Genomic DNA, 22,746 nt, shown 5'->3' with positions numbered 1-22,746 from the left:
GTAATCCTTGTCGGTGGAGCAGAATTGCGCCAGCTTCCCGCCATGCGAACAAATGATCCGGTGCTGGTGATCGGGGCGGGCCTGGGCGGGCTGACAGCTGCCATTGCCCTTGCCCGCGCGGGCCTGTCTGTCGAGGTTCATGAAGCGGCGAGCGAGCTGCGTGAAACCGGCGCGGGTCTGACCCTGGGGCGCGGCGCGCAGCACGTGTTCCGCGATCTTGGCATTCAGCGCGAGGTTGCGGCGATCGCCTGCCCGGCAGGTGCTCTCCCGTTCCTTCACTACCAAAACGCGCGCCTGCTGATGGGCGCGCCGGACCGGGGCGACGGGCGCGCCGACGATGGGGTGAGCGACATCGTCCGCCACTGCTACCGCGCCGACTTGCAGACCGTGCTGATCGCCGCAGCGGAGCGACTGGGTGTGGCGATCCAAACTGGCCGCCGCCTGATCGGGCTGGAGCAGAATGCGGGCAAAGTGATCGCCCGCTTCGCCGATGGGTCCAGCGCGAGCGGATCGGTCCTCGTTGGCGCCGATGGCGTCCGCTCGGCCGTGCGCGCCCTGCTCTTCCCCGGCGACGAGCCGCGCTACACCAACCACCTGGCCTATCGTTTCCTGGTCCCCGCCGATCAGGCCGAGCCCTTCATGGCCCTCGGTCGCAGCGCGATCTTCATCGGGCCGAAGCGCACCTTCAACCGTTACACCATGGCGGGGGGCAAGGTCGTCAATTGCGCCGGGCTGGTCGAGACCGACGAGGTGGTCGGCGAAGGCTGGTCGATCAGCGCCAGCCGCGACGAGGTGGCGCGCGCCTTTGCCGGCTGGCATCCGGACGTGTTGGGCCTGATCGAGCAGGCCGGACCGATCATCAAATGGGGGCTTTACGACCGCACCCCGCTGCCGCGCTGGTCCGTCGGCCGGGTCACGCTGCTGGGCGATGCGGCCCATGCCATGCTGCCCTTCCTGGGCGCTGGCGCCGCCATGGCGATCGAGGATGGCTGGGCCTTGGCCCGCGCGCTGCAACTGGAGCCCGAAGTCGAAACCGCGCTGGCCCGCTACGAAGCCGCGCGCCGCCCGCGCACTGAACTGCTCCACGCCATGTCGAAGCGGCAGGGCGAGGTGACCCAGGCGATCAATCCCGATACCTTCGTGCCCTCAACCGCGCCGCTTTCGAACGAGGCGGTCATGGGCTTCAACCCGGTCGAAGCGGGGGTCTAGGCTCCGCGCACCGGCTCGAACACGCGGTCGATAAAGGCCTTGAGCTTGGCCTCACGATCCGCCGGGGCGGCGCCCTTGTCCTCTTCCAGTGCCAGCAGGCGTTCTTCCTGGACCCAGACTTCCTGGGCCAGGTTCATCACCACGGCAACGAAGCGGTCCATCCCCGGATCGGCAAAGAACCGCGCGCGGCCCAACCCGTCATAGATTTCGGTCGGGGCGTCTTCGGGGCGCAGATCGTCCTTCACTGCTTCCACGCTCCGTAACCGAACCACATAACCCCTTCGGCCAGCCGCCCGGTGGTGGCCTGGCCCACCGCCTCAGCCTGGTCGCTGGCGACCATGTCGGCAATCGCCTGCTCGCCGTAGATGCCAACCGAGGGCACCACGAACTGGAAGTAGTTTTCCGGCGCGAAGCCGGCGCGGGCGCAAAGCTCGGGCGGGCTTTCGTCGCGGTAGCCTTTATAGAACGGCTCTTCGTTGTAGTAGCTGTCCCAATCGAGGTAGAACCCGTCAAAGGCGCTCATCTCGCCATTGGGCGGCAGTTCCATATGCAGCATCAGCCCGCCGGGCTTTAGGACCCGGTAAGCTTCGGCAAAGGCGGCGGCGCGGGTCTTCTTCGACAATTCGTGCAGGAACATCGAGCTCCAGACCATATCGAAGCTGGCATCGGGGAAATCGAGACTGTCAGCGCACATCTGCTGGAAGTGCACTTCCAGGCCCTGCATCTTGGCGCGTGCCGAGCCATAGACCAGTCCGCCTGGCGCGGCATCGATGGCAATTACTTCGGCATCGGGATAGGTCTGCTTCCACGGCAGGGTGTTGTGACCGATAGTGCAGCCGGTATCGAGGATCCGCTGCGGGTGGAAATCGGGGTAACGCAGCGAGATATATTTCGCCATCGACAGCCCGATATCGTCGAGGTTCGCCCCCATCAGCCCCATCGAGAAGACGGCCAGCCCGCGGTCATAGATCGCGCCGGCCTCCAGGCTGTCTTCCCCGCGGACATAGCTGCCCGGCATCAGGTGGACGTCGATCGCCGAGACATTGCGCGGCACTTCGAGGTTCGGATTGAGCGTAACGGAGCCGGGCTGGTTGGAAACCTTGGCGGCCTCTGCCGCCAGCTTGTCGCTTTCCCGCGCCACGCTGTCACCCACGCTGGCCCAGACCATCTTTTGCGCCTGGACCCGCATCGCGGAATAAATGTTGAAGGCCGGATCGCCGCGCAGCGCCATGTGGGCATCGCGGCTGCTGGCCGGCTCGCGCCCCTCACGCTTCTTGAAAGCCGGGGCGGCGCGCTTGTCGTAGGCCGTCTTGAGATCACCTGCCAGGTCGTTGAGGATCAGGCTGCGGATGCCTGACACGAACCGGCCGCGCGCCAGCTCCTCAGGCGTCTTTTCCGGGTTCATCGGGTGGTTGAGCGCAAGCGTCATTGTCCGGTTCCTTTGGCCTGGGGCACGGCGGCGGCATCAAATTCGGCACGATAGCCATTATCGCCCACCTTGCCGATCAGATCATCGCGCAAGGGGACTTCGGGGTAAACTGTCACAAAATAATCCCCAGCCGAAGGGTTTTGCCGCAGCGGCAGGATCTGCTTCTGGTACGCCTCGCTGTTCCAGAAGGCGCGGGCGTTCTCCAGACACGGGAAGCGGACCATCAGCGTGGTATAGCCGGCCGGCGGGCTGCCCTCGCACTGCGCCACGGCCTGCGGGGCATTGAGGTAGTAGCCGCCTAGTTGCTGGTAGAGCCGACTCTCGGCGATCGCCTTGCCATAGGCGAGCATCCGCGCGCGGTCGCGGGTTGGCCCGGCAACGACCATGATCACCGGCTGGTCGCAAGTGCTTGAGGACGGCGCGGCAGCGCGCGGGGCTTCAAGCGGCTTGGCCTTGGTCACTGCGGGATCGACCGCCTGGGCCAGGAAGAGCAGCGCGGTGATCAACCCGTCTTTTCCTCGTTACAGTGGGTCCACTTCCACGGGCGGCCATGCTGGAACCATTCCCAAGTGCGCGAACGGGTCTGCCCGTCCGCGGCAATGGCAATCATCTCGATGTAATAGGCATCGGGCACGTCCTGCCGCTCCAGCCGCAGCATCAGCACGTCTTCGTGCGTCTGCCAGCCGTAACCACCGAACCGGTCGGTCTGCCAGACCAGGTTATTGCCCTCCAGCCGTCCGCCGAACTCGTAAGTCGCCGTGCGGCCGTCATCCCATTCCAGCCAGTTGTGCTGGATGTAATGCCACTCGCCCGCGTCCGGAAACTCGCACCAGGTCTTCACCCGGTGCGCGTCGATCATCTTCCCTTCGCCATCGAAGTGGCGGTACCAGCCGTCCCACCAACCTTCGTGACGCAGCATGGCGGGCATGGCCCGGGCGAGTTCGGCGCGGTTGCTCATTGTTGGGCCTCCCAGCTGGAGACGATCTGATCGCCGCGCGCGAACCAGCATTCGCTGCGCTGGCTTAGCCGTTCAAGCAGGCGCTCAAAGGCGGCGATGCGATAGGGCAGGCCCATGATGTAAGGCGTGACATGGATCGGCAGCATCCGCCCCGATCCGGTTGCGGCTGCCTCTGCTGCCAGCCAGTCGAACGCGTCTTCCAGGCTCTGCGCCCAGCTATCCGCTGATTGCTGCTGGACCGCGATGATCGTCCGGTCGGACAGTTCATGGTTGAGCGGAAGGTTGATCAGGCCATTGGTGAAGTGATAGGGCATTTCATCATTAACCCAGTCACAGCAATAGGTTAGTCCGATATCCTTAAGTAAATTCAAGGTGTTGAAGCTCTGTGAGCGGGCAATGGAAAGCCAACCCGTTGGCCGTACACCGCTGGCGAGCTTGATCCGGTGAATTGCGTCGTTGATCAGATCCCGCTCGGCATTTGCCGCCAGCGATGAATCGATCGTGCCGTTCATATCGGTCGAATGGGCGATCAGTTCGTGCCCGCCATCCAGCACGGCCCGGACCAGTTCCGGATAGCGTTCGGCCACCGCGGCATTGGTGGCAAAGCTGGCCTTGGCACCGGCCCTGGCCAGCGCATCGAGGAAGCGCCATGCCCCCACCCGGTTGCCGTAGTCGCGCGCGGTATAGTGGCGGTAGTCAGGATAGGCCGTTTGCATGTGCCCCGGCGCGGCAAAGGCCCCGCCCGGTACGATTGGAAACCATTCCAGGCTGACACAGACCCAGACCGCGACCGAGCCTTGCGGCCACTTGACCGACGGGCGCTCATGGAGCGCCGACCAGGCATAGAGGTCGTGGTCATAGCCATGGCGGCGCTTGGGATACTCGAGATAGGCCGGATCGAGGGTCACGCCTGGGCCCTCCACGCGTCGATAATCTCACCGGCCCGCGCGATCCAGGCGCGGCCGTCCGCAGCGATATGCCGCAGCGCCTCCTCGAACGGGCCGATCCGGTGCGGCTGGCCGATCAGATAGGCATGCAAGGGAATGCACATGACTGTGCCGGATGCCTCGCCCTCAGCCGCCAGGCGCTCGAACTGGCGGATCAGGGTGTCAGCATATTCGCGGCCGGACATATTGTAGACGAAGAAGCCGTAGTGGTCGTTGACCTCAAGGCTATAGGGGATCGACGCGAGCCGGCCGGACCGGACCTTCACTTCCTGCACCTGGTCATCGTGGTAGAGATCGCAGGTGTAATCGAGCCCCATCTCGGCAATCAGGTCGAGCGTGCGCGGCGTGTGCGTCAGCGCCGGGGCAAGCCAGCCACGGATCGTCTGTCCGGTCGCCTCGCGGACGGTGCGGATCGAGTCCGCGATGATCGCGCGCTCCTGATCTTCCGACATTTCATAGGCATAGCGGGTATTGTAAATGCCGTGGCTGAAAAACTCCCAGCCACGCGCAGCACCATCTGCCACGACTTCCGGGTGATGCTGGCACAGCGCGACCGACAGGCTGACCGAACCGGGAAAGCCGTGCTTGCTCATCACTTCGGCCATGCGCCAGTGGCTGACCCGGTTGGAATGGTCGCGGTGGGAATAGCCGACCACGTCCGGATGCGGCCGCGCCCAGGCCTTGCGCTTGGGGTGGGCCGGCGGATCGATCTCGTAATATTCCAGGTTGGGCGCGACCCAGACCGCGACGGTCTTGCCACCCGGCCAGACCACCTTCTTGCGGCCGCGATAGGGGGCATAATCGTAAAGCTGCGGATCGCCCGCGCCTTCCTGCATTACCGCGCCTCCAGCCAGTCGATCACAGCCTGGACCGGTTCGACATCGGCGTACTTCAGTTGCAGGTCGGTAAGGTTGGCGAAGTGATAGGACTCGTGCTTGTCCGCGCAGGTCTCGATCGGCACAATCGTGCGATAGCCGTGGCTCAGCGCATCGACCGCCGTGGCGCGGACGCAGCCAGAGGTCGATCCGCCGGTCACCACCACCGTATCGACCTTGTGCCAGACCAGATAGCTGGCCAGCTGCGTTTCGAAGAAGGCTGATGGCATGCGCTTGGTATATTGCAGGTCATCCGGTCCGATCTCGACCCGCAGATCGTATTGGTGGCGTTCGCTGTCGTACTTGATGTTCTGGAGCGAGTCCGGCGTATCGGTACGGGTGCCCCAGACCCCGGCATCGCCAGCATCAGCCTTGTAGGCCACCCGGGTCCAGATCACCGGCATGCCCTTGGCGCGGGCCAGGCGGCTGATCGTGTTGGCATACTCGATCTGGCGCGGATCGGTTTCATAGGCGGTCGCGAACTTGTCGATCGCCGTATAGGCCTGCTGGAAATCGACGTTCACGATCGCGAGCTTGCTGCCAAACCCGAACTTCTTGCGCGCCGGGTTGGCCATGACCTCTTCAAAGATCTGGCGGGCGGTCTTGCCATCGCTCACCATCCGCGTGCCGATCAGACTCATTAATCGTGGCTCCCTTGCTTGCGCAGACTTTGCCGCCGCACTATGGGCTTGTCGAGAACAATTTGTCCGGACAACTTGCCATGGCCGCAGCGATTACCCGCCACTACCTGACCCTGGGCAGCGGAGCGAGCAAGCGCCGTGTGCATTATCGCAGGGCGGGCACTGGCCCGGTGTTGCTGCTGGTCCACCAGAGCCCGCGTTCGGGCGGCGAATATGAAGAACTGATGCAGCGCTGGGGCGCGCATTTCACCTGCATTGCTCCGGATACGCCGGGTTTCGGGCAGTCCGAACCGCTCGCCAAGGCCAGCCCGGACATTAACGACTATGCCGATGCGATCGTCGAATTCATCGCCGCGCTCGGGCTGGAACAGGTTCCGGCCTATGGCTTCCATTCGGGCGCGATCATCCTGATCACCGCGCTGAAGCGCCATCCGCAGCGGTTCAGCGGGATCGCAGCCGGTGGCTATGGCGTCTGGACCGAGGCTGAGAAGGCTGCCTTCGGCGCCAATTATACCCCGCCCTTCCTGCCGCTACCCTATGGCCAGCACCTGGTCTGGGCCTGGAACCGGATCCTGGAGCAGGCCTGGTTCTTCCCCTGGTACGATGCCCGCAACGAAACCCGGATGCGCAATGCGCACGACGATCCGGCGCGGGTCCATGACATCATCATGGAGATCCTCGACGCCGGGGACAGCTTCCGCCATGGCTACGCTGCCGTCCTGGCGGCCCCGCGCGACATTCCGCCGCCGGACAGCGTCACCGCCCCGGTCTTCATCACGGCTTATGATGGCGATCCGATGCAGGCCCATATCGACCGGCTGGGCGCGATGCCGGCCAGTTGGTCGGCCCAGAAGGTCCGCACGCCGGACGATCAGACTACAGTCAGCCTGGAATTCCTGAAGACCCTGCCGACGGGTCCCAGCATCGAGCCCAAGGCCGATGGCCATCAGGGCTTCATTACCGTCAACACGTCGTCCTTCACCGGCCAGCTCCACTGGCGCCGGGCCGAAACGGGCGCGCAGGATATGTTGCAGGTCCACGGACCGGGCGAGGCGCTGGACTGCATCGCCATCAGCGGCACGGCGATCGATCTGCCCGGCCACGGCCTGTCGAGCCCTTGGCCAGGCGAGGCCCCGACCGACTGGGCACCCTGGGCCGATGTGATCGAAGCGGCACGTGCAGCCCTGGGTGTCAGCGCCGTCGCCCTGCCGCCCCTCCCGGTGGGCGATCCGGCCCGCCTGTTCCCCGATTTCACCCCCGACCGCTTCGGCGCCTATCTGACCCGCGCCTGGGCGATTGCCCGCGCCCGGCACTTCTTCGCGCCGTGGTATGAAGGCAATGCCGCCTACGCGATCCCCTTCGCGCCGGAAGACATCGCGCTCGAACGCCTTGCTACCGAGTGCCGCGCGCTAGTCCGCGCCAGTGCCGCGCGTCAATTCGCCATCGCCCTCCAGAACAAAGGATAAGTCCCTCCCCATGACGAATATCCGTGAAGCCATGCCGCTCCTCGCCCGCCACGAAGGCGTCTGGGAAGGCACCTATTCCTACTTCAACGCCGCCAACGACAAGGTGGACGAGCATGCCAGCCGGCTGCTGTGTCGCTTTCCCGATGAGGGCCCGCACCCCTACCACCAGACCAACCACTACACCTGGGCCGATGGCCGCACCGAAGTGCGCGAGTTTCCGGCCGAGTACCGCGATGGCCGGGTATGGTGGGACAACGAACTGATCAAGGGCTGGGCCGCCGAGGTCCCGCTCGATGAATACAACCGCACGGTCATGCTCTATTGGCAGCGCCAAGGCGATCCTTCGCTCTACCTCTACGAGATGATCCAGCTTTCGGACGATGGCCAGAACCGCTGCCGCACCTGGCACTGGATCAGGAACGGCCTGCTCGAAACCCGCACCGCGATCCAGGAAAAGCTGGTAACGCGCGACTGGCGGAGTTTTGAGGGCTAGGATCGGGCAATGGGCCGGACACTGTTCGACAAGATCTGGGACGCGCACCGGGTGGCAGAGACCACTGGCGGCGCAGCCCTGATCGCGATCGACCGGATATTTCTGCACGAACGCACCGGCGCCGCCGCGCTCAAGTCGATGGCGGCGGCGGGCCGCCCGGTTCAAGATCCGGCGCGGGTTTTCGCGGTCATGGACCACATCGTCGATACGCGTCTGGGCCGCGGCGACCAGACACTGATGCCCGGTGGTCAGGCCTTCATCACCGAAACCCGTGAGGCAGCGCTGGCTGCCGGGATCACCCTGTTCGATGTGACCGACCGCGATCAGGGCATCGTCCACGTGATTTCGCCCGAACAGGGCATCGTCCTGCCCGGCGTGACCCTGGTCGCGCCTGACAGCCATACCTGCACCCAGGGGGCCTTTGGCGCGCTCGCCTGGGGGATCGGCTCAAGCGAGGCCGAGCACGCCATGGCCACTGGCGTCCTGCGGCTCGCCCGGCCCGGCACCATGCGGGTGACCTTTACCGGCGCCTTGCCATCCGGCGTCACGGCGAAGGACATGGCGCTCGCCCTGATCGCTCGCCACGGCGCGGGCGGCGGGGCCGGACACGTGGTGGAATTCGCTGGCGAGGCCGTGCGCTGCCTCGACATGGAAGGGCGCATGACCCTCTGCAACATGGCGACCGAGTTTGCGGCCATGACCGGGATCATTGTACCCGATGCGGCGACCTTTGCCTATTTGGCCGGGCGGCCATATGCGCCCGCCAGCTTCGATGCGCCTTACTGGTCGAGCCTTGTCAGCGATCCCGATGCGCGGTTCGACCGGGAGATCGAGATCGATGCATCGGGCCTTGCCCCGATGGTGTCCTGGGGCACCAGCCCGGAACAGGCCATCGCCATCGACGCGCGCATTCCTCAGGGACCGCCGCGGGTCCATGAATACATCGGCCTCAATGCCGGACAGCCGATCGCCGGAACCCCGATCGACGCGGCCTTCATCGGGTCTTGCACCAACAGCCGCCTCTCCGACCTGCGCCGCGCCGCTGCGCTGCTCAAGGGCAAGCACATCGCCCCCTCGATCAAGAAGGCGCTGGTCGTACCCGGATCGATGGCGGTCAAGCGTGCGGCCGAGGCCGAGGGGCTCGATCAGGTCTTCACCGCCGCCGGGTTTGAGTGGCGCAATTCGGGCTGCTCGCTGTGCTTCTATGCCGGCGGCGAAGGTTTCGAACCCGGCAGCCGGACGATCAGCAGCACCAATCGCAATTTCGAAGGCCGCCAGGGCCCCGGCATCCGCACCCATATCGCCAGCCCGGAAGTGGTCGCAGCCTCGGCGCTGGCCGGCGTGATTGCGGATCCCCGCAAGGTCTTGGCGTCATGAAGCCTGTCTCGACCATCGCCAGCCCCGGCGTGCCGCTGCTGATCGACAACATCGATACCGACACGATCATCCCCAGCCGCGAAATGCGCAGTACCGGGCGCACCGGCCTGGCGGGCGGCCTGTTCGCGCCGTGGCGCTATACCGATGCCGACAAGCGCATCACCGATCCTTCCTTCGTGCTCAACCAGCGCGATGCGATCGGCACGCGCCTGCTGCTGGGCGGCAAGAACTTTGGCTGCGGATCGAGCCGCGAGCACGCCGTCTGGGCGCTTGCCGAATTCGGGATCGAGTCGATCATTGCCCCCAGCTTCGCCCCGATCTTCAAGAGCAATTGCATCCGCAACGGCCTGCTGCCGGTCGAACTGCCCGAAGAGGTCGTGCGCGAGCTGCAATGGGCCATGGTGACGATCGACCTGGCAGCGCAAACTGTCGCAGCCAAAGGCAAGACCTGGCACTTCGTGATCGACGAAGAGGCCAAGGCCATGCTGCTCGAAGGGCTCGATGCGATCGACCTGACGCTCAAGCACCGCCAAGCCATCGCCGCCTGGACCGAAACGGATCGCGCCGCGCGGCCGTGGGTCTACCTGGAGAAACGTGCATGACCGAGATCCTCGTCTCCGAAGTCGGCCCGCGCGATGGGCTTCAGTCGATTGACCGGGTCATGTCGCTCGAAGCCAAGAAGGCCTGGATCGCGGCCGAGGCGGCGGCCGGGGTGAAAGAGATCGAGGTCGGCTCCTTCGTGCCGCCAAGCCTGCTGCCGCAGATGGCGGACACCGCGGAGCTGGTCGCCTTTGCGCGGACCATTCCGGGCCTCAACGTTGTCGCGCTGGTGCCCAATGCCAAAGGCGCGGCGCGGGCGGTCGAGGCCGGGGTCCACGCCATGTCGATCCCCTTCTCGATGAGCGAGACCCATTCGCTGCGCAATGTCCGCAAGGACCACCCGGCGATGCTGGCCGAGATCGCCGAAGTGGCGCAGATCGCCAATGCGGGCGGGGTGCATTTCGCCGTCGGACTCTCAACCGCCTTCGGCTGTACGATCGAGGGTGCGGTCAGCGAGGAGCAGGTCGTCCGCCTGGCCGCCGCCGCTGCCGAAGCCGGAGCGCAGGAGTTCAGCCTGTCCGACACGACGGGCTATGCCGATCCGGCGCAGGTCAAGCGGCTGATCGGCAAGGTGCGCGGCGCAGTGGGGGACAAGCTCACCACGCTCCACCTCCACAATACCCGCGGCCTCGGCCTGGCCAATGCGCTGGCCGGGCTGGAGGAGGGGATCACCACGCTCGATGCCTCGCTCGGCGGTCTGGGCGGGTGCCCCTATGCCCCCGGTGCTTCGGGCAACCTGGTGACCGAGGATCTGGTGCTGATGCTCAATTCGATGGGCCTCAAGACCGGAATCGACCTCGCCAAACTTCTGGAAGTCCGCCAGATCCTCGCCGAAGCGCTCCCCGGTGAGCCGCTCTACGGCTTCACGCCCGATGCCGGGCCGATGCTCGATTACAACGAAAGGATCGCCCCCAAGGAGTCCGAGGCATGAGCGCACCCACCCCTCTCGCCGGGATCAAGGTGGTCGAATTCACCCACATGGTGATGGGGCCGACGGTCGGTCATATCCTGGCCGGCCTGGGCGCCGAGGTCGTGCGGGTCGAGCCGATCGGCGGGGACCAGACGCGGCGACTGCTTGGTTCCGGTGCGGGCTACTTCCCGATGTACAATCGCGGCAAGCAATCGATCTGTCTCAACCTCAAATCCGCCGATGGTCTTTCCGTGGCCAAGGACCTCTGCGCCAACGCCGACGTGCTGGTCGAGAACTTCCGCCCCACCGCGCTCGACCGGCTGGGGCTGGACTATGACAGCCTCGCCAGCACCAATCCGCGGCTGATCTATTGCTCGGAAAAGGGTTTCCTGCCCGGCCCCTATGAACAGCGGACTGCGCTGGACGAGGTTGCACAGATGATGGGCGGTCTCGCCTATATGACCGGGCCGCCGGGGCGCCCGCTGCGCGCCGGGGCGAGCGTAATCGATGTGACCGGCGGGATGTTCGGGGTGATCGGCATTCTTGCCGCGCTGGAGGAACGCCACCGCACCGGACGCGGGCAAAAGGTGGTGGCCAGCCTGTTCGAGACCACGGCCTACCTCGTCGGCCAGCACATGGCGCAGTTTGCGGTGACGGGCAAACCCGCCGCCCCGATGCCGGCGCGGGTCTCGGCCTGGGCGATCTACGACGTGTTTGAGACGCAGGACGATCCGGTCTTCATCGGTGTGGTCACCGATGCGCTGTGGGAGAAGTTCTGCGCACTGTTCGGCCTCGACGACCTGTGGGCCGACGAGACCATCCGCGCCAACAACCAGCGCGTCCTGGCGCGCGACCGGATCCTGCCGCGCATCCGCGAGCTGGTCGGCCAGATGACCCGCGCCGAAGTGATCGCCAAGCTGGACGGCACCGGCATGCCCTTTGCCCCGATCGGCAAGCCCGAGGAGCTGTTCGACGATCCCCACCTCAACGCCGGGGGCATGGAGCCGGTCACGCTTGATACCGGCGCGCAGACCAAGCTGCCGACCATTCCGCTCGAGATGGACGGCAAGCGCCCCGGCGCGCCGAGTGCCTTGCCCAAGCCGGGCGCGGACGCGCGCGCGGTGCTGGCCGACCTGGGCTATTCCGCTGACCGGATCGCCAGCCTGATAGATTCCGGTGCTGTTGAGGAGAGCCAGTGATGCGCTTCGCTCTGCCGCTGCTGGCCTTGGCTGCAGCGTCGTGCGCCCAGGCCCAAGACAAGCCGACTGCACCGGGGGTGACAGCCCCCACCGAGCGCGTGCCGACCGATGTCCGACGCACCACGCTGATTGTCCGCGACATGGAAGCCAGCCTGAAGCTGTACCGCGATGTGGTGGGCATGAAGGTCAACTATGACACCGTGGTCGAAACCAGTGGCGTTGCCCTGCCCGCCGGCCCGCCGGGGGCCAAGGCTCGGCTGGTGCTGCTCAATGCCAATGATGGCTGGGTCGGCTGGATCGGACTGATGCAGTGGATCGAGCCGAAGCTGTCGGCTGCGCCCTATCCCACTCGCATGGGGCCCGGCGGCGTGGTGATCGTGATGAACACGGATGATGTCGAAGGCCGCTGCAAGGCGGCCAGGGCAGTGCCCGGCGTAACCTTCACTGCCGAACCGCGCCTGCAGGTCTATCCCGGCCGCAATGGCGGGCCTGATATCCGGGTGATGGGCTGCAACTTCTTCGATCCTGACGGGATCCTGATCGAGATGAACCAGATCCTGAAATGAAAAGGGCTCCCCAACCGGGGAGCCCTTCGCGTTTCGGATGGGTCTTCCTCAGAGCGGCTTGACCGTCCCCAGGAAGCAGATCCCCGAAATGGTGATCCAGTAGATATAGGCCAGCATCCGGCCCCAGCCGATCTCGCGCTCCAGCGCGGCCTCGGCGGCTGGATTCGGGCCTTCGGCTAGTTGGCGAAAGCGCGTGGTCCAGGCGCGCATGATCCAGCGCAGACCCAGGCCGATGCACAGCGCCCAGCCATACAGAGTGAACTTCAGCGCATACCAGCGCATCCCCTCGTCCGCCACGAACGGACCATTGCCCATCAGCGAGGAGATGCCGACCACGAAGATCGTCGGGATCAGCACCCAGCGCACCATCTCGTCCAGCTTGGTCAGCTTGATCCCAAGATCGGTCTCGCGCTTGAAGAAGGCGGCCCAGCACAGCCCCAGCCACAGCGCGACGAATATCCACATACCGGTCAGGAACGAACCGCCATAGGGCTGCAGGCCATAGATATTACCCATGTGCAGACCCAGCGGCAGCAGCATGATGATGCCGGTGCGGGCCAGGATATCGATCCGATAGGCCGTTTCCATGTGCCGCCGCCGCTCTTCAAGCGAGAGGCTGCGGTTGATCACGTTGTAGCTCGTCTGGAACACACCCCATTCACCGCCCAGCCAATAGACCATGGCGAGGATGTGCAGCCAGCGCAGCACCAGCACTTCTTCCATCTGCTTGCCCCCCTTCGTGCCGCGATCGGCGGCCGCCCGTTACTTCGAGAACTTTTCCACCCAGTCCATGATCGGCGGATCGGGATTTTCGAGGGCCTCGACCTCCTGTTGGAAGCCGCGCATCACGCGGGCGATATAGGCGCGGGTCAATTCACCGCGCTCCTCGCCAGCCAACTGATCGGGCTGATAGGCCTCGATATCGGCGCGGCTGATCGTGCCCTTGGCCTCGAGCAGCCGCTCGACCGTGTCGAGCCGCTCGCGCAGCACTGCAACCTCACCCACCACCGCCATGGTCAGCGACAGCAAGCGGTCGATCGCCGGGTCTTCAAAGAAGGCGGGGCGCCGTCCCTTGGGTTTGGCCCCGGCGCGGGCGATCCAGTCAATCCCCTCGGTCATGCCGCCAACTCCTTCGCCACCGGCTTCCAGGCGCCATACGCGTTCCACACTGCGGCCCGGCCATAGTCTTCCTGCTCTTCGCTTTCAGCGGCCGGGAAGATCGAGCGATCGACCACCGCCCTCACGCCGACCACGAACTGATCCGCCTTGTTGAAGCCGGCACCGGCCATCACGTCCTTCAGGTCCACACCATGCATCGCCGACCAGAACGGCTCGTTGTTGTTGAAGGCGTCCCAATCGCGCATGAATTGCTCAAACAGCGGCATTTCCGGGGAATACTGCGGCTGTTCGACATGCAGGATCAGTCCGCCCGGGGCGAGCACGCGGTTACATTCCGCTAGCAGCCGCGGCATCGATTCCGCCGACAGCTCGTGCAGGAACATGGTGGTCTGCACCCAGTCAAAATAGCCATCCGGATAGCGCGACAGATCCTCGCCGCTTGCCTGGACGAACTTGATGTTCTTGACGCCAAGCCCAGCCGCGCGTGCCGCGCCATAGCGCAGCGAGGGGCCGGCGGTGTCGATCGCGATCACTTCGGCATCGGGATAGGCAGCGGCAATCGGCACGGCATTGTGGCCTACGGTGCAGCCGACATCGAGGATCCGGCGCGGCTGCCAGTCGGGCCGCTCCTTCTTGGCCCAGGCAACCACAGCCTGCCCGCCGCCATCGTTCAGCCCGCCGAGCGCGCCGCCGGTCGTGGCGAAGATGCCGACATCGTAATTGGCCCCGGCCGAGACATCGCCGGGACGTTCCTCGCCGTGGTAGCCACCCGGCTGGCAGTGAATGTCCACCGCGGTCTGGTAAATCGGCTGTTCGATCTTGGGATCCAGCTCAAGCTGGCCGGAATGTTCGTTGAACTGGCGAGCCTGGGCATCAAGCTCATCAAGCTGGCGCAGCACGGTCGAGCGGCCGTTCTGCTGGCGCATTTCCATCGAGTTGCGCTTCAGGGCCGACCACATCCGGTGGAACGGGTCCTGGTTCATCAAATCGCGGATTTCATAGCGGTGTTCGGGATCGCGGCCATGCTCTTCGCGGAAGGCCGGGAGCACGCGCTTCTCATAGGCCAGCTTGTTGCCCGGCCCGAGTGTACCCGAGAGATAGCGATTGAGGTGCGTCAGGAAATTGAACCGCGCGGATTCATCATGGTTGGTGCGCGCCAGCATCGGGTGCTTGGTCAGCGCGGTATAGGGGGGCGGCAGTTCGGCACTCATGACCACTCTCCAATCTGGCGGCATCGCCAAATTTGTCCGGACAACTTTTCATGGGGCCGCGACGCTGTCAAGCTAGTTGCGTCCCATTGGCTGACCTAACCATAGCACAAATGGCCCGCTTTGACCGAGGTCAAAGGAATGGCGGGGAAGTTCACCGCTGTGCGATCAAACTGCTTTCATGGCCGCATGAGCTGCCAGGGCGCGGGCGCGTCCCTCGGTGTGTTCGACAATCTTGGCCGGATAGCCGCGCGGACGCAGCAAGCCGGGATCATGGATCTCAGCATCGCCCAGCCCGGCAAGTTCGGGCACCCACTCGCGGATATAGCCGGCGGCATCGAACTTCGGGCTCTGCGTCAGCGGGGCCATGATCCGCACGAACATGTTGGCATCGACGCCCGAACCGGCGCTCCACTGCCAGTTGACCGCATTCTGGGCATAATCGGCATCGACCAAGGTGTCCCAGAACCACTCCTCGCCGCGCCGCCAGTCGATCAGCAGATGCTTGATGAGGAAGCTGGCGACGATCATCCGCACCCGGTTGTGCATCCAGCCAGTCGCCCACAGCTCACGCATGCCGGCATCGACGATCGGATAGCCGGTGCGGCCCTGCTGCCAGGCCTTGAGATCGGCCTCAGCCTCGGGCCCGGTGCGCCAGGGCAAGCGCTCGAACTCTTCCTTGTAGGAATGCGCGGCGTAGTCCGGGAACTGATGGATCACATTGGCGGCGTAATCGCGCCAGCCCAGTTCACCCAGGAACACGTCAACCGAACCGCCGGCATTGGCCACGCCGTGCCAGACCTGTGCCGGCGAAACCTCGCCGAAATGGAGGTGCGGCGAGAGGCGCGAGGTGCCGAGCATCGCCGGCAGATTGCGCCGCTCCGCATAGCGTGCGGCGCGGCGGGCAAAGGTTTCCAGGCGCTCAGCCGCGCCAGCCTCGCCCGGGGTCCATTCCGCCCGCATTCCGCCCGCCCAATCGGGGTGTGTCGGGAGCAATTGCCAGTCTTCCAACCGATCGCTGTTGGGCCAGGCTTCCGGCGCCGTCAGCTTTGGGGCCGGCAATGGCGGCGCTGGCGGCATCCGTTCCTGCAAGGCCCGCCAAAACGGGGTGTAAATCTTGAACGGCGTGCCGCCGCCCGTCAGCACCGAGCCGGGCGGAGCAAGGTAGATCCCCTGATGCAGCTGCAGATCAAGCGCCTTGCGCACGGCACGTTCGGCATTGCGCCACCAGGGTTCGACATGGTGCAGCGCATGAACTTCGTGCGCCCCGCTTTCCACCGCGAGGGCCGAAAGCACGTTCTCGCTCCTGCCACGGCGCAGGATCAGCCGCGAACCTGCCTGCTCCAGATCGGCCGCAAGCCGCGCCAGCGAATGATGCAGCCACCAGCGCGAGGCCGCCCCCATCCGCCGGTACCGTGGCGATTCGTCATCAAGCACATAGACCGGGATTACGGGGCCGCGCGCGGCGGCAGCCCGGAAAGCGGGCTGATCAGCCAGGCGCAGGTCGCGGCGGAGCCAGACGATGATGGGCGCGGACATACACTGGCCATTCCCGGCCATTTCAGGATCATCAAGCTGGACTTTGGACCTAATTTATCCGGCGGGCAGCGGCACGCACTTGACTTGCGGTAGCGCGACGGAAAACCGATCCCGCGCCCGCGGACCATAGAACCGCGCATCGCGCAGGATAACCGAGCCGTCCACAGTCCGTTCAACAAAGGGAGCCTGCGACCAAAGCAGGAAAGCCGCCACTTGGGATCCGCCTCTCGCCAACTGGACCGGGGATGGCATCTGGCAGCGTTCAGCATCAGGATAAGCATAACCTTGACCGGCGGACAGGCCTGTCCAGGCTGAGGACAACCATGCCCCATCCTGCAGCCGGACAATTCGCTCGCGTTCCCAGAAAGCCAGCGGCACCGGACTGGCGATCGCCTCGACCGGATAGGGTTCACGCATCAGGCTGCTTGCTTCGGTCCGCCAGGTAATAGCGCTGTTGAGGCCGATATAGGCCGCCATCACCGCAATCGCGACCCGTGCTGGATGCTGCCACTCTCCCCCCCGTCGTTCCCGCCGCAGCGAGAACCAGAGGCCAAAGCCTAGTAGCGCCCACAGCCAGACATCGATGATGAACAGCACATCGCCGTGGAACCACTTGCTGGAGAACGGCTCAAGCAGGCGGATGCCATAGACGTTGAACCAGTCGAACAGCGGATGGCTGAGCGTGCCGATCAGGCTGAGCAGGTAGAGCCACTTGAAGCTGACCGGCAAACGGCCCTCTGGCCGAGTGCCGCGCCCGCTTTGCCAGCGATCAAACCACCACAGCGCGCCAGCCAGCAGCAAGGGCAGCAACACCATCGCTGGCGGCCCATGCGTGATACCCCGCCGGAAGCCCAGATGCTCGGTGCCTTCCAGCCAGAAGAAACAGGCCGCGTCGATATCGGGAATGTTGGCGCCGATGATCAGCGCCGGCATGGCCAGACCCGTGCGACGCTTGAGCCCCGCCTGTCCCAGCACCGCACCGATCAGCGAATGAGTCAGGTTGTCCATGCTGGCGCAGGCCAGGTCGGATTACAGCTCCGGCCCGTCTTCGGTCACCGTCCAGGTCTGACCCTTAGCCAGCAGCTTGGCCAGGTTGGGCTCCTTGCCGGCACTGGCCTGTTCGCGCTCCGCTGTGACCACCTCTTCGAAGGTCGGGCGCGGATCGTCGTAGAGCACACCCAGCGCCATCGGGAAATCGGCGAAGCGCGGCATCACGCGCAGGTCGACCAGCATATAGGCGACCGAGCGGTTGGTCACGTCGTGAACGATAACCCCGGCCGACTTCCAGTCGCCATCGACGACATCGACCACCTTCAGCGTCAGGTCGTCCTGGCACAGCGAGATGCCCTTAGTACCGCGATCGAACAGCATCGGCTCGCCATGCTTCAGCCACAGCTGCGCGTGTTCAGCACCCTTGGGCGCGGCAAAGTCTTCGAACCGGTCCTTGTTGTAGACGATGCAGTTCTGAAAGATCTCGACGAAGGCCGCACCCTTGTGGTGATAGGCCGCCTTCAGCACCGTGGTCAGTTCCTTGGACACGTCAAACCCGCGGGCGACGAAGCGTGCCCCGGCACCCAGCGCAAAGGCGCATGGGCTGGCCGGGCGATCCACCGAGCCAAGCGGCGTGGTCGGACTGGTCGTGCCCTGACGGCTGGTCGGCGAATACTGGCCCTTGGTCAGGCCGTAGATCTCGTTATTGAACAGCAGCACCTGGCAGTTCAGGTTGCGGCGCAGCAGGTGCATGGTGTGGTTGCCGCCAATGCTCATCCCGTCGCCGTCACCGGTCACCAGCCAGATATCGAGCTCTGGATTGGCCAGCTTGATGCCGGTGGCAAAGGCCGGAGCGCGGCCGTGGATCGTATGGAAGCCATAGCTCTCCACGTAATAGGGGAAGCGGCTGGAGCAGCCGATGCCTGATACGAAGACAGTGTTGGCCGGATCCGCGCCAAGTTCGGGTAGGGTGCGCTGCACCGCCTTGAGGATCGCATAGTCCCCGCAGCCTGGGCACCAGCGTACTTCCTGGTCGGTTTCCCAGTCCTTGATGGTGGTCGTCGCCGCGATCTTGGTCATCTCGTTCATGGGTTCACCGCCTTCACGCTGGGCAACTGCTTGTCATTGGGGGGCACTTCATCCCCGCCGGCGTTGCCGGGCACGCCATCAAAATAGGTTGCGATCGCCGCTTCGATTTCGGCAATGGCGAACGGCTGGCCGCTAGTCTTGGTAAGCGGCTGGGCATCGACCAGGAACTGGTCGCGCAGCACGGTCTTGAACTGGCCGGTATTCATTTCCGGCACCAGCACCCGGTCATAACCCTTGAGCAAGGCACCAAGGTTCTGCGGCAACGGCCAGATATGCCGAACGTGGATGTGGCTGACGTCCAGCCCCTTGTCACGCGCGCGGCCGACCGCCTGGTGGATCGGGCCATAGGTGCTGCCCCAACCGACCACGGCAAGCTTGCCACCGGGTTCACCCAGACAGACATCCTGGTCCGGGATCGACTTGGCAATGCCATCGACCTTGGCCTTGCGGGCATCGGTCATCGCCTGGTGATTGGCCGGCGAATAGTCGAGGTGGCCAGTATCGACGGCCTTCTCGATCCCGCCGATCCGGTGCATCAGGCCCGGCGTACCAGGCTTGATCCACGGCCGCGCACCCTTGGCATCGCGCTTGTAGGGCAGCAGGATATCGCCGGCGTTCTTTTCCGCCAGGAAGGTAACCGGAAATTCGGTGTATGCGGAAGGATCCGGTACCTTCCAAGGCTCGGCTGCATTGGCGATGTAGCCATCGGTCAGCAGGATCACCGGGGTCATGTATTGCACGGCGATCCGGCAGGCCTCGATTGCGCACTCGAACGCGTCGGATGGACTCCGCGCGGCAATCACCGGGATGGGCGCATCACCGTTGCGGCCATAGACCGCCTGGTAGAGGTCCGACTGCTCGGTTTTGGTCGGGAGGCCGGTCGACGGTCCGCCGCGCTGCGAGTTGACGATCACCAGCGGCAGCTCGGTCATTACCGCCAGGCCCATCGCCTCTCCTTTAAGCGCGATACCCGGGCCGGAGCTTGAGGTCACGCCCAGCTGGCCGGCATAGCTGGCACCGATCGCGGCGCAGATCGCGGCGATCTCGTCTTCCGCCTGGAAGGTCGTGACGTTGAATTCCTTCAACCGCACCAGCGCATGGAGGATCGAGCTGGCGGGCGTAATCGGATAACCGCCAAAGAACATTGGCAGGTGCGCCAGCTGCGCCCCCGCGACCAGCCCGAGTGCGACGGCATCGGCCCCGGTGATCGTGCGATAGAGCCCCGCGGGGGTCGCCACCGGCCCGAGATGCAGCTTGTGTATCGATCCTTCAAGCTCGGCCGTCTCGCCATAGGCATGGCCGGCGTTGAGCGCGGCAATATTGGCATCGGCCAGGACCTGGTTCTTGGCGAATTTCTGCTTCAGCCAGTCAATCAGCGGCTGGCGGTCGCGGTCGAACATCCACAGCGCCAGGCCCAGCGTCCACATGTTCTTGCAGCGCAGGGCTTCCTTGTTGCCCAGGCCGAACGGCTTGACCGATTCCAGCGTCAGCGCCGAAATGTCGAACGCCAGAACCTGCCATTTGGCGAGGGTGCCATCTTCCAGCGGGCTGACTTCGTACTTCGCCTTTTCGAGGTTGCGCTTGGTAAACTCGCCCGTGTCGGCAATGATCAAGCCGCCGGGCTTCAAGGCGCCGACATTGGTCTTCAGCGCCGCCGGGTTCATTGCCACCAACACGTCAGGCGCGTCGCCTGCGGTGTCGATCGCGGTCGAACCGAAATTGATCTGGAACGCTGAAACGCCGAACAGTGTGCCCTGCGGTGCGCGGATCTCGGCCGGGAAGTCTGGGAAAGTGGCGAAGTCATTACCCGCCAGCGCGCTCGACAGGGTGAACTGCCCACCGGTCAGTTGCATCCCGTCACCCGAGTCGCCGGCAAAGCGGACAACAACAGATTCCTGTGGTGCGTTAGACTTAGCGGTGGGTTCGGCCAGTTGCGTTGCCATGCTTATTCCTCATCAGGCGGACCGGTCCGCCTCGTCCTCGCGAAGCCCCCTAGTCGCCTCCCCCGACACCCGGCAATCAAGAAAAACTGCGCGCCGGGCAACCTCGTTCACTTGAGGAGCGCCAAGGCGGCTAGTCAAGTGTCAAAACGCGACTTAACCTGTCGGTTAAATCATCAAAAGAGAGAGGTGCCCGCGTGTCCGATTCCACTCCGCTGTTCCGTGAAGACGTGCAGGGTTTTCTCGCACTGGTGAACAGCCTGCCCGCGCCGGAGCGGCTCGATCCTGCGGAACAACGCGCTGGCTATCTGGGCCTCAAGGCGATGACGGAGGCCGATCCCCGCCCGCTGGCGGTGATCAAGGACCTCACCTGCGCTGGCCCAGCCGGGCCGATTCCGGTGCGGTTCTATGATATCCGCGAATCCCGCGAACCGGCGCCGGTAATCCTGTTCTTCCACGGCGGCGGCTTCGTGATCGGCGATCTCGATACGCACAATTCTTTGTGCACCGAATTGTCGGCCGAACTCGATCTGCCAGTGCTGGCAGTGCATTATCGCAAGGCGCCGGAGCATCCCTTCCCGGCCGCGCCGGATGATTGCGAGGCGGTGGCGCGATGGCTGGCTGCCAGTCCGGCCGAACTGGACCGGCGGGTGACCGGCCTCGTCACCATCGGCGGCAGTGCTGGCGGCAATCTGGCGACGGTCACTGCGCGCGCCTTGATGGACAAGCCAGCCGCCGCGCCGATGCTCCTTCAGGTGCTGCTCTATCCCGCAACCGACGAAAGCCAGGACGGTTCGATGGCCACTTTCGCCGAAAAGCATCTGCTGACCAAGGTGGCGATGGACTGGTTCTATTCGCTCTACCTGCCCGAAAGCGGCAATCCGCGGGCCTTTCCGATCCATGCCGAGGCCAAGGGCATGTGCCCGACAATCGTCGCGACTGCGGGGCTCGACCCACTGCAAGACCAGGGACGCCGTCTGGCGGCCAAGCTGGTCGATGCCGGGGTCGATACGCTCTACCTCCACATCGCCGGCATGACCCATGATTTCTCCACGACCCGCAAGGCTCTGCCCAGCGCGCACGCGGCCACGGCAAAGATCATTGCCGCGATGAAGTTGATGCTGACTAAGGTTTAGCGCTAAGGCGCGCGGGATGAATGACACCAGCCCCACCGCCGACTTTTCAGCCCTGCCCTATCGCCCCTGCGTGGGGGTGATGCTGGTTAATGCCTCGGGTCTGGCCTTTGTCGGCAAACGCATCGACACGCGCGGCCAGCCCGACGAGGGCGGGGTCTACTGGCAGATGCCGCAAGGCGGGATCGACGAAGGCGAAGACCTGCGCACCGCCGCCTTGCGCGAGCTGTGGGAGGAAACCGGGGTACAGGAAGAGCACGTCACGATCCTGTCCCAGACGCGCGAGGAAGTGCTTTATGACCTGCCGGATGAGCTGATGGGCAAGCTCTGGGGCGGCCGGTATCGCGGCCAGCGCCAGCACTGGGTGCTGGCCCGCTTTACCGGTGAGGATCACCACATCCGACTCGACGCGCACGACCCAGCCGAATTCTGCGAATGGCAGTGGATGGAACCGGCGCAGCTGCCGGAAGTGATCGTACCCTTCAAGAAGCGGGTCTACCGCGCCGTCCTCGACGAGTTCCGCGACTTGATCTGATCAGTTGGTCGTGACGGTCGGCTTGGCCTGAACGGCTTCGGCGCTGACCATCTGCGGGGTCGGGCCTTGCTGGATCGCAGCCGCCAGTTCCCTGGCCGGAACGCAATTTGCACCGCAGACCTGCTCAAGCCGCGCCAGATTACGCCGGGCCCGTTCGACTGCGCCCTTTTCGGCGAGAGCCATGCCTTCGCCGGACAGCGCGTAGATGTTGCCAGGCTCAACCTCCAGCACTTCACGGTAATAGCGCAGCGCCTTGCCCTGCATGCCTTGCTTGCGGGTTGCCTCGGCCAGGTTGAGCAGGATCGCGACATGGCCGGGCTGGAACGCGAGGGCAGCTTCGTAGTCATCGATCGCGGCATTGGCATCACCGCTGGCAAGCGCCTTGCGCCCATCGGCAACCAGGATGGCGGCACGCGGATCAAGCGGAACCGGCGGGGCCGAAATGCTGACGCTGGCCGTAACTGCCGCCAGCAAGGACAGCGCAAGCGCGGCAGGGGTGTATCGCATCAATTGCTCCCTAAGG

The 22,746-nt window shown here is 64.8% G+C and carries 25 protein-coding genes; 10 read left to right on the top strand and 15 right to left on the bottom strand.

Annotation, left to right across the window (positions count from 1 at the left end):
- The first annotated feature begins 42 nt into the window (after positions 1-42).
- Positions 43-1,209 carry an FAD-dependent monooxygenase gene (locus tag FRF71_RS10820; protein WP_147090664.1) on the top strand — a complete coding sequence of 389 codons (1,167 nt, stop codon included), beginning with the start codon at positions 43-45 and terminating at the stop codon, positions 1,207-1,209.
- Here the strand turns inward: FRF71_RS10820 and FRF71_RS10815 are convergent.
- The 7 genes from FRF71_RS10815 to FRF71_RS10785 are packed head-to-tail and all read right to left on the bottom strand — an operon-like array spanning position 1,206 to position 6,059.
- Positions 1,206-1,463: a hypothetical protein gene (locus FRF71_RS10815; protein WP_147090663.1), complete on the bottom strand. Its 258-nt coding sequence runs from the start codon at positions 1,461-1,463 to the stop codon at positions 1,206-1,208. The two genes, FRF71_RS10820 and FRF71_RS10815, sit on opposite strands and share 4 nt — an antisense overlap.
- The gene (locus tag FRF71_RS10810; RefSeq protein WP_147090662.1) at positions 1,451-2,638 is read right to left on the bottom strand and encodes a class I SAM-dependent methyltransferase; all 1,188 of its coding nucleotides are present in this window, start codon (positions 2,636-2,638) and stop codon (positions 1,451-1,453) included. The genes FRF71_RS10815 and FRF71_RS10810 overlap by 13 nt, the downstream gene beginning before the upstream one ends.
- Positions 2,635-3,144, bottom strand: coding sequence for a DUF1330 domain-containing protein (locus tag FRF71_RS10805; protein WP_147090661.1), 510 nt, complete (start codon positions 3,142-3,144; stop codon positions 2,635-2,637). Before FRF71_RS10805 ends, FRF71_RS10810 begins: the two co-directional genes overlap by 4 nt.
- Positions 3,141-3,596 (bottom strand): hypothetical protein, encoded by a 456-nt coding sequence (locus FRF71_RS10800; RefSeq protein ID WP_238339191.1) that lies wholly within the window; start codon positions 3,594-3,596, stop codon positions 3,141-3,143. The genes FRF71_RS10805 and FRF71_RS10800 overlap by 4 nt, the downstream gene beginning before the upstream one ends.
- Positions 3,593-4,504 carry a polysaccharide deacetylase family protein gene (locus FRF71_RS10795; RefSeq protein ID WP_147090660.1) on the bottom strand — a complete coding sequence of 304 codons (912 nt, stop codon included), beginning with the start codon at positions 4,502-4,504 and terminating at the stop codon, positions 3,593-3,595. The genes FRF71_RS10800 and FRF71_RS10795 overlap by 4 nt, the downstream gene beginning before the upstream one ends.
- Positions 4,501-5,379: a polysaccharide deacetylase family protein gene (locus FRF71_RS10790; protein WP_147090659.1), complete on the bottom strand. Its 879-nt coding sequence runs from the start codon at positions 5,377-5,379 to the stop codon at positions 4,501-4,503. The genes FRF71_RS10795 and FRF71_RS10790 overlap by 4 nt, the downstream gene beginning before the upstream one ends.
- The gene (locus FRF71_RS10785) at positions 5,379-6,059 is read right to left on the bottom strand and encodes an isochorismatase family protein (protein ID WP_147090658.1); all 681 of its coding nucleotides are present in this window, start codon (positions 6,057-6,059) and stop codon (positions 5,379-5,381) included. Before FRF71_RS10785 ends, FRF71_RS10790 begins: the two co-directional genes overlap by 1 nt.
- Before the next feature lie 80 nt (positions 6,060-6,139).
- Here FRF71_RS10785 and FRF71_RS10780 point away from each other — a divergent pair, with 80 nt between their 5' ends.
- From FRF71_RS10780 to FRF71_RS10750, 7 genes are read left to right on the top strand one after another with little or no spacing between them, the layout of a single operon-like run.
- Positions 6,140-7,525: an alpha/beta hydrolase gene (locus FRF71_RS10780; RefSeq protein ID WP_147090657.1), complete on the top strand. Its 1,386-nt coding sequence runs from the start codon at positions 6,140-6,142 to the stop codon at positions 7,523-7,525.
- A gap of 10 nt (positions 7,526-7,535) precedes the next feature.
- Positions 7,536-8,018, top strand: coding sequence for a DUF3598 domain-containing protein (locus tag FRF71_RS10775; RefSeq protein ID WP_147090656.1), 483 nt, complete (start codon positions 7,536-7,538; stop codon positions 8,016-8,018).
- Between the two features lie 9 nt (positions 8,019-8,027).
- Positions 8,028-9,395, top strand: a complete 1,368-nt coding sequence (locus FRF71_RS10770) for a 3-isopropylmalate dehydratase large subunit (protein WP_147090655.1) — start codon at positions 8,028-8,030, stop codon at positions 9,393-9,395.
- Entirely contained in the window at positions 9,392-9,997 is a 606-nt protein-coding gene (gene leuD, locus FRF71_RS10765; RefSeq protein ID WP_147090654.1) for a 3-isopropylmalate dehydratase small subunit, read from the top strand. Before FRF71_RS10770 ends, leuD begins: the two co-directional genes overlap by 4 nt.
- Positions 9,994-10,926: a hydroxymethylglutaryl-CoA lyase gene (locus FRF71_RS10760; RefSeq protein ID WP_147090653.1), complete on the top strand. Its 933-nt coding sequence runs from the start codon at positions 9,994-9,996 to the stop codon at positions 10,924-10,926. The genes leuD and FRF71_RS10760 overlap by 4 nt, the downstream gene beginning before the upstream one ends.
- Positions 10,923-12,104: a CaiB/BaiF CoA transferase family protein gene (locus FRF71_RS10755; RefSeq protein WP_147090652.1), complete on the top strand. Its 1,182-nt coding sequence runs from the start codon at positions 10,923-10,925 to the stop codon at positions 12,102-12,104. The genes FRF71_RS10760 and FRF71_RS10755 overlap by 4 nt, the downstream gene beginning before the upstream one ends.
- Positions 12,104-12,670, top strand: a complete 567-nt coding sequence (locus FRF71_RS10750) for a VOC family protein (protein WP_147090651.1) — start codon at positions 12,104-12,106, stop codon at positions 12,668-12,670. The genes FRF71_RS10755 and FRF71_RS10750 overlap by 1 nt, the downstream gene beginning before the upstream one ends.
- A gap of 48 nt (positions 12,671-12,718) precedes the next feature.
- Here FRF71_RS10750 and FRF71_RS10745 read toward each other — a convergent pair whose 3' ends face one another.
- The 7 genes from FRF71_RS10745 to FRF71_RS10715 form a co-directional block, all read right to left on the bottom strand.
- Positions 12,719-13,393, bottom strand: coding sequence for a hypothetical protein (locus FRF71_RS10745; RefSeq protein ID WP_147090650.1), 675 nt, complete (start codon positions 13,391-13,393; stop codon positions 12,719-12,721).
- A 39-nt stretch (positions 13,394-13,432) separates the two neighbouring features.
- Entirely contained in the window at positions 13,433-13,789 is a 357-nt protein-coding gene (locus FRF71_RS10740) for a hypothetical protein (RefSeq protein WP_147090649.1), read from the bottom strand.
- Positions 13,786-15,000, bottom strand: coding sequence for a class I SAM-dependent methyltransferase (locus tag FRF71_RS10735; protein WP_147090648.1), 1,215 nt, complete (start codon positions 14,998-15,000; stop codon positions 13,786-13,788). The genes FRF71_RS10740 and FRF71_RS10735 overlap by 4 nt, the downstream gene beginning before the upstream one ends.
- A gap of 165 nt (positions 15,001-15,165) precedes the next feature.
- Positions 15,166-16,536, bottom strand: coding sequence for a cryptochrome/photolyase family protein (locus FRF71_RS10730; RefSeq protein WP_147090647.1), 1,371 nt, complete (start codon positions 16,534-16,536; stop codon positions 15,166-15,168).
- 54 nt (positions 16,537-16,590) lie between these two features.
- Positions 16,591-17,544, bottom strand: coding sequence for a metal-dependent hydrolase (locus FRF71_RS10725; RefSeq protein ID WP_147090646.1), 954 nt, complete (start codon positions 17,542-17,544; stop codon positions 16,591-16,593).
- A 21-nt stretch (positions 17,545-17,565) separates the two neighbouring features.
- Complete coding sequence (locus FRF71_RS10720; protein WP_147090645.1) at positions 17,566-18,615, bottom strand: 2-oxoacid:ferredoxin oxidoreductase subunit beta; 1,050 nt, start codon at positions 18,613-18,615, stop codon at positions 17,566-17,568.
- Complete coding sequence (locus FRF71_RS10715) at positions 18,612-20,558, bottom strand: 2-oxoacid:acceptor oxidoreductase subunit alpha (protein ID WP_147090644.1); 1,947 nt, start codon at positions 20,556-20,558, stop codon at positions 18,612-18,614. The genes FRF71_RS10720 and FRF71_RS10715 overlap by 4 nt, the downstream gene beginning before the upstream one ends.
- A 194-nt stretch (positions 20,559-20,752) precedes the next feature.
- On the opposite strand from FRF71_RS10715, the gene FRF71_RS10710 reads away from it, so the two are divergent.
- Both FRF71_RS10710 and FRF71_RS10705 read left to right on the top strand, forming a co-directional pair.
- A complete protein-coding gene (locus tag FRF71_RS10710) occupies positions 20,753-21,691 on the top strand; it encodes an alpha/beta hydrolase (RefSeq protein WP_147090643.1) in 939 nt (312 codons plus the stop codon).
- Between the two features lie 16 nt (positions 21,692-21,707).
- Positions 21,708-22,223 carry an RNA pyrophosphohydrolase gene (locus tag FRF71_RS10705; RefSeq protein WP_147090642.1) on the top strand — a complete coding sequence of 172 codons (516 nt, stop codon included), beginning with the start codon at positions 21,708-21,710 and terminating at the stop codon, positions 22,221-22,223.
- Here the strand turns inward: FRF71_RS10705 and FRF71_RS10700 are convergent, their stop codons facing one another.
- A complete protein-coding gene (locus FRF71_RS10700; protein ID WP_238339189.1) occupies positions 22,224-22,730 on the bottom strand; it encodes a tetratricopeptide repeat protein in 507 nt (168 codons plus the stop codon). It lies immediately after the preceding gene.
- Positions 22,731-22,746: the final 16 nt, after the last annotated feature.

Origin of the sequence: Novosphingobium ginsenosidimutans, assembly GCF_007954425.1 — a bacterium.
Classification (GTDB): Bacteria; Pseudomonadota; Alphaproteobacteria; order Sphingomonadales; family Sphingomonadaceae; genus Novosphingobium; species Novosphingobium ginsenosidimutans.
Note: the sequence above shows the minus strand (reverse complement) of the source record. Positions and strands in the feature narration are given on the sequence as shown.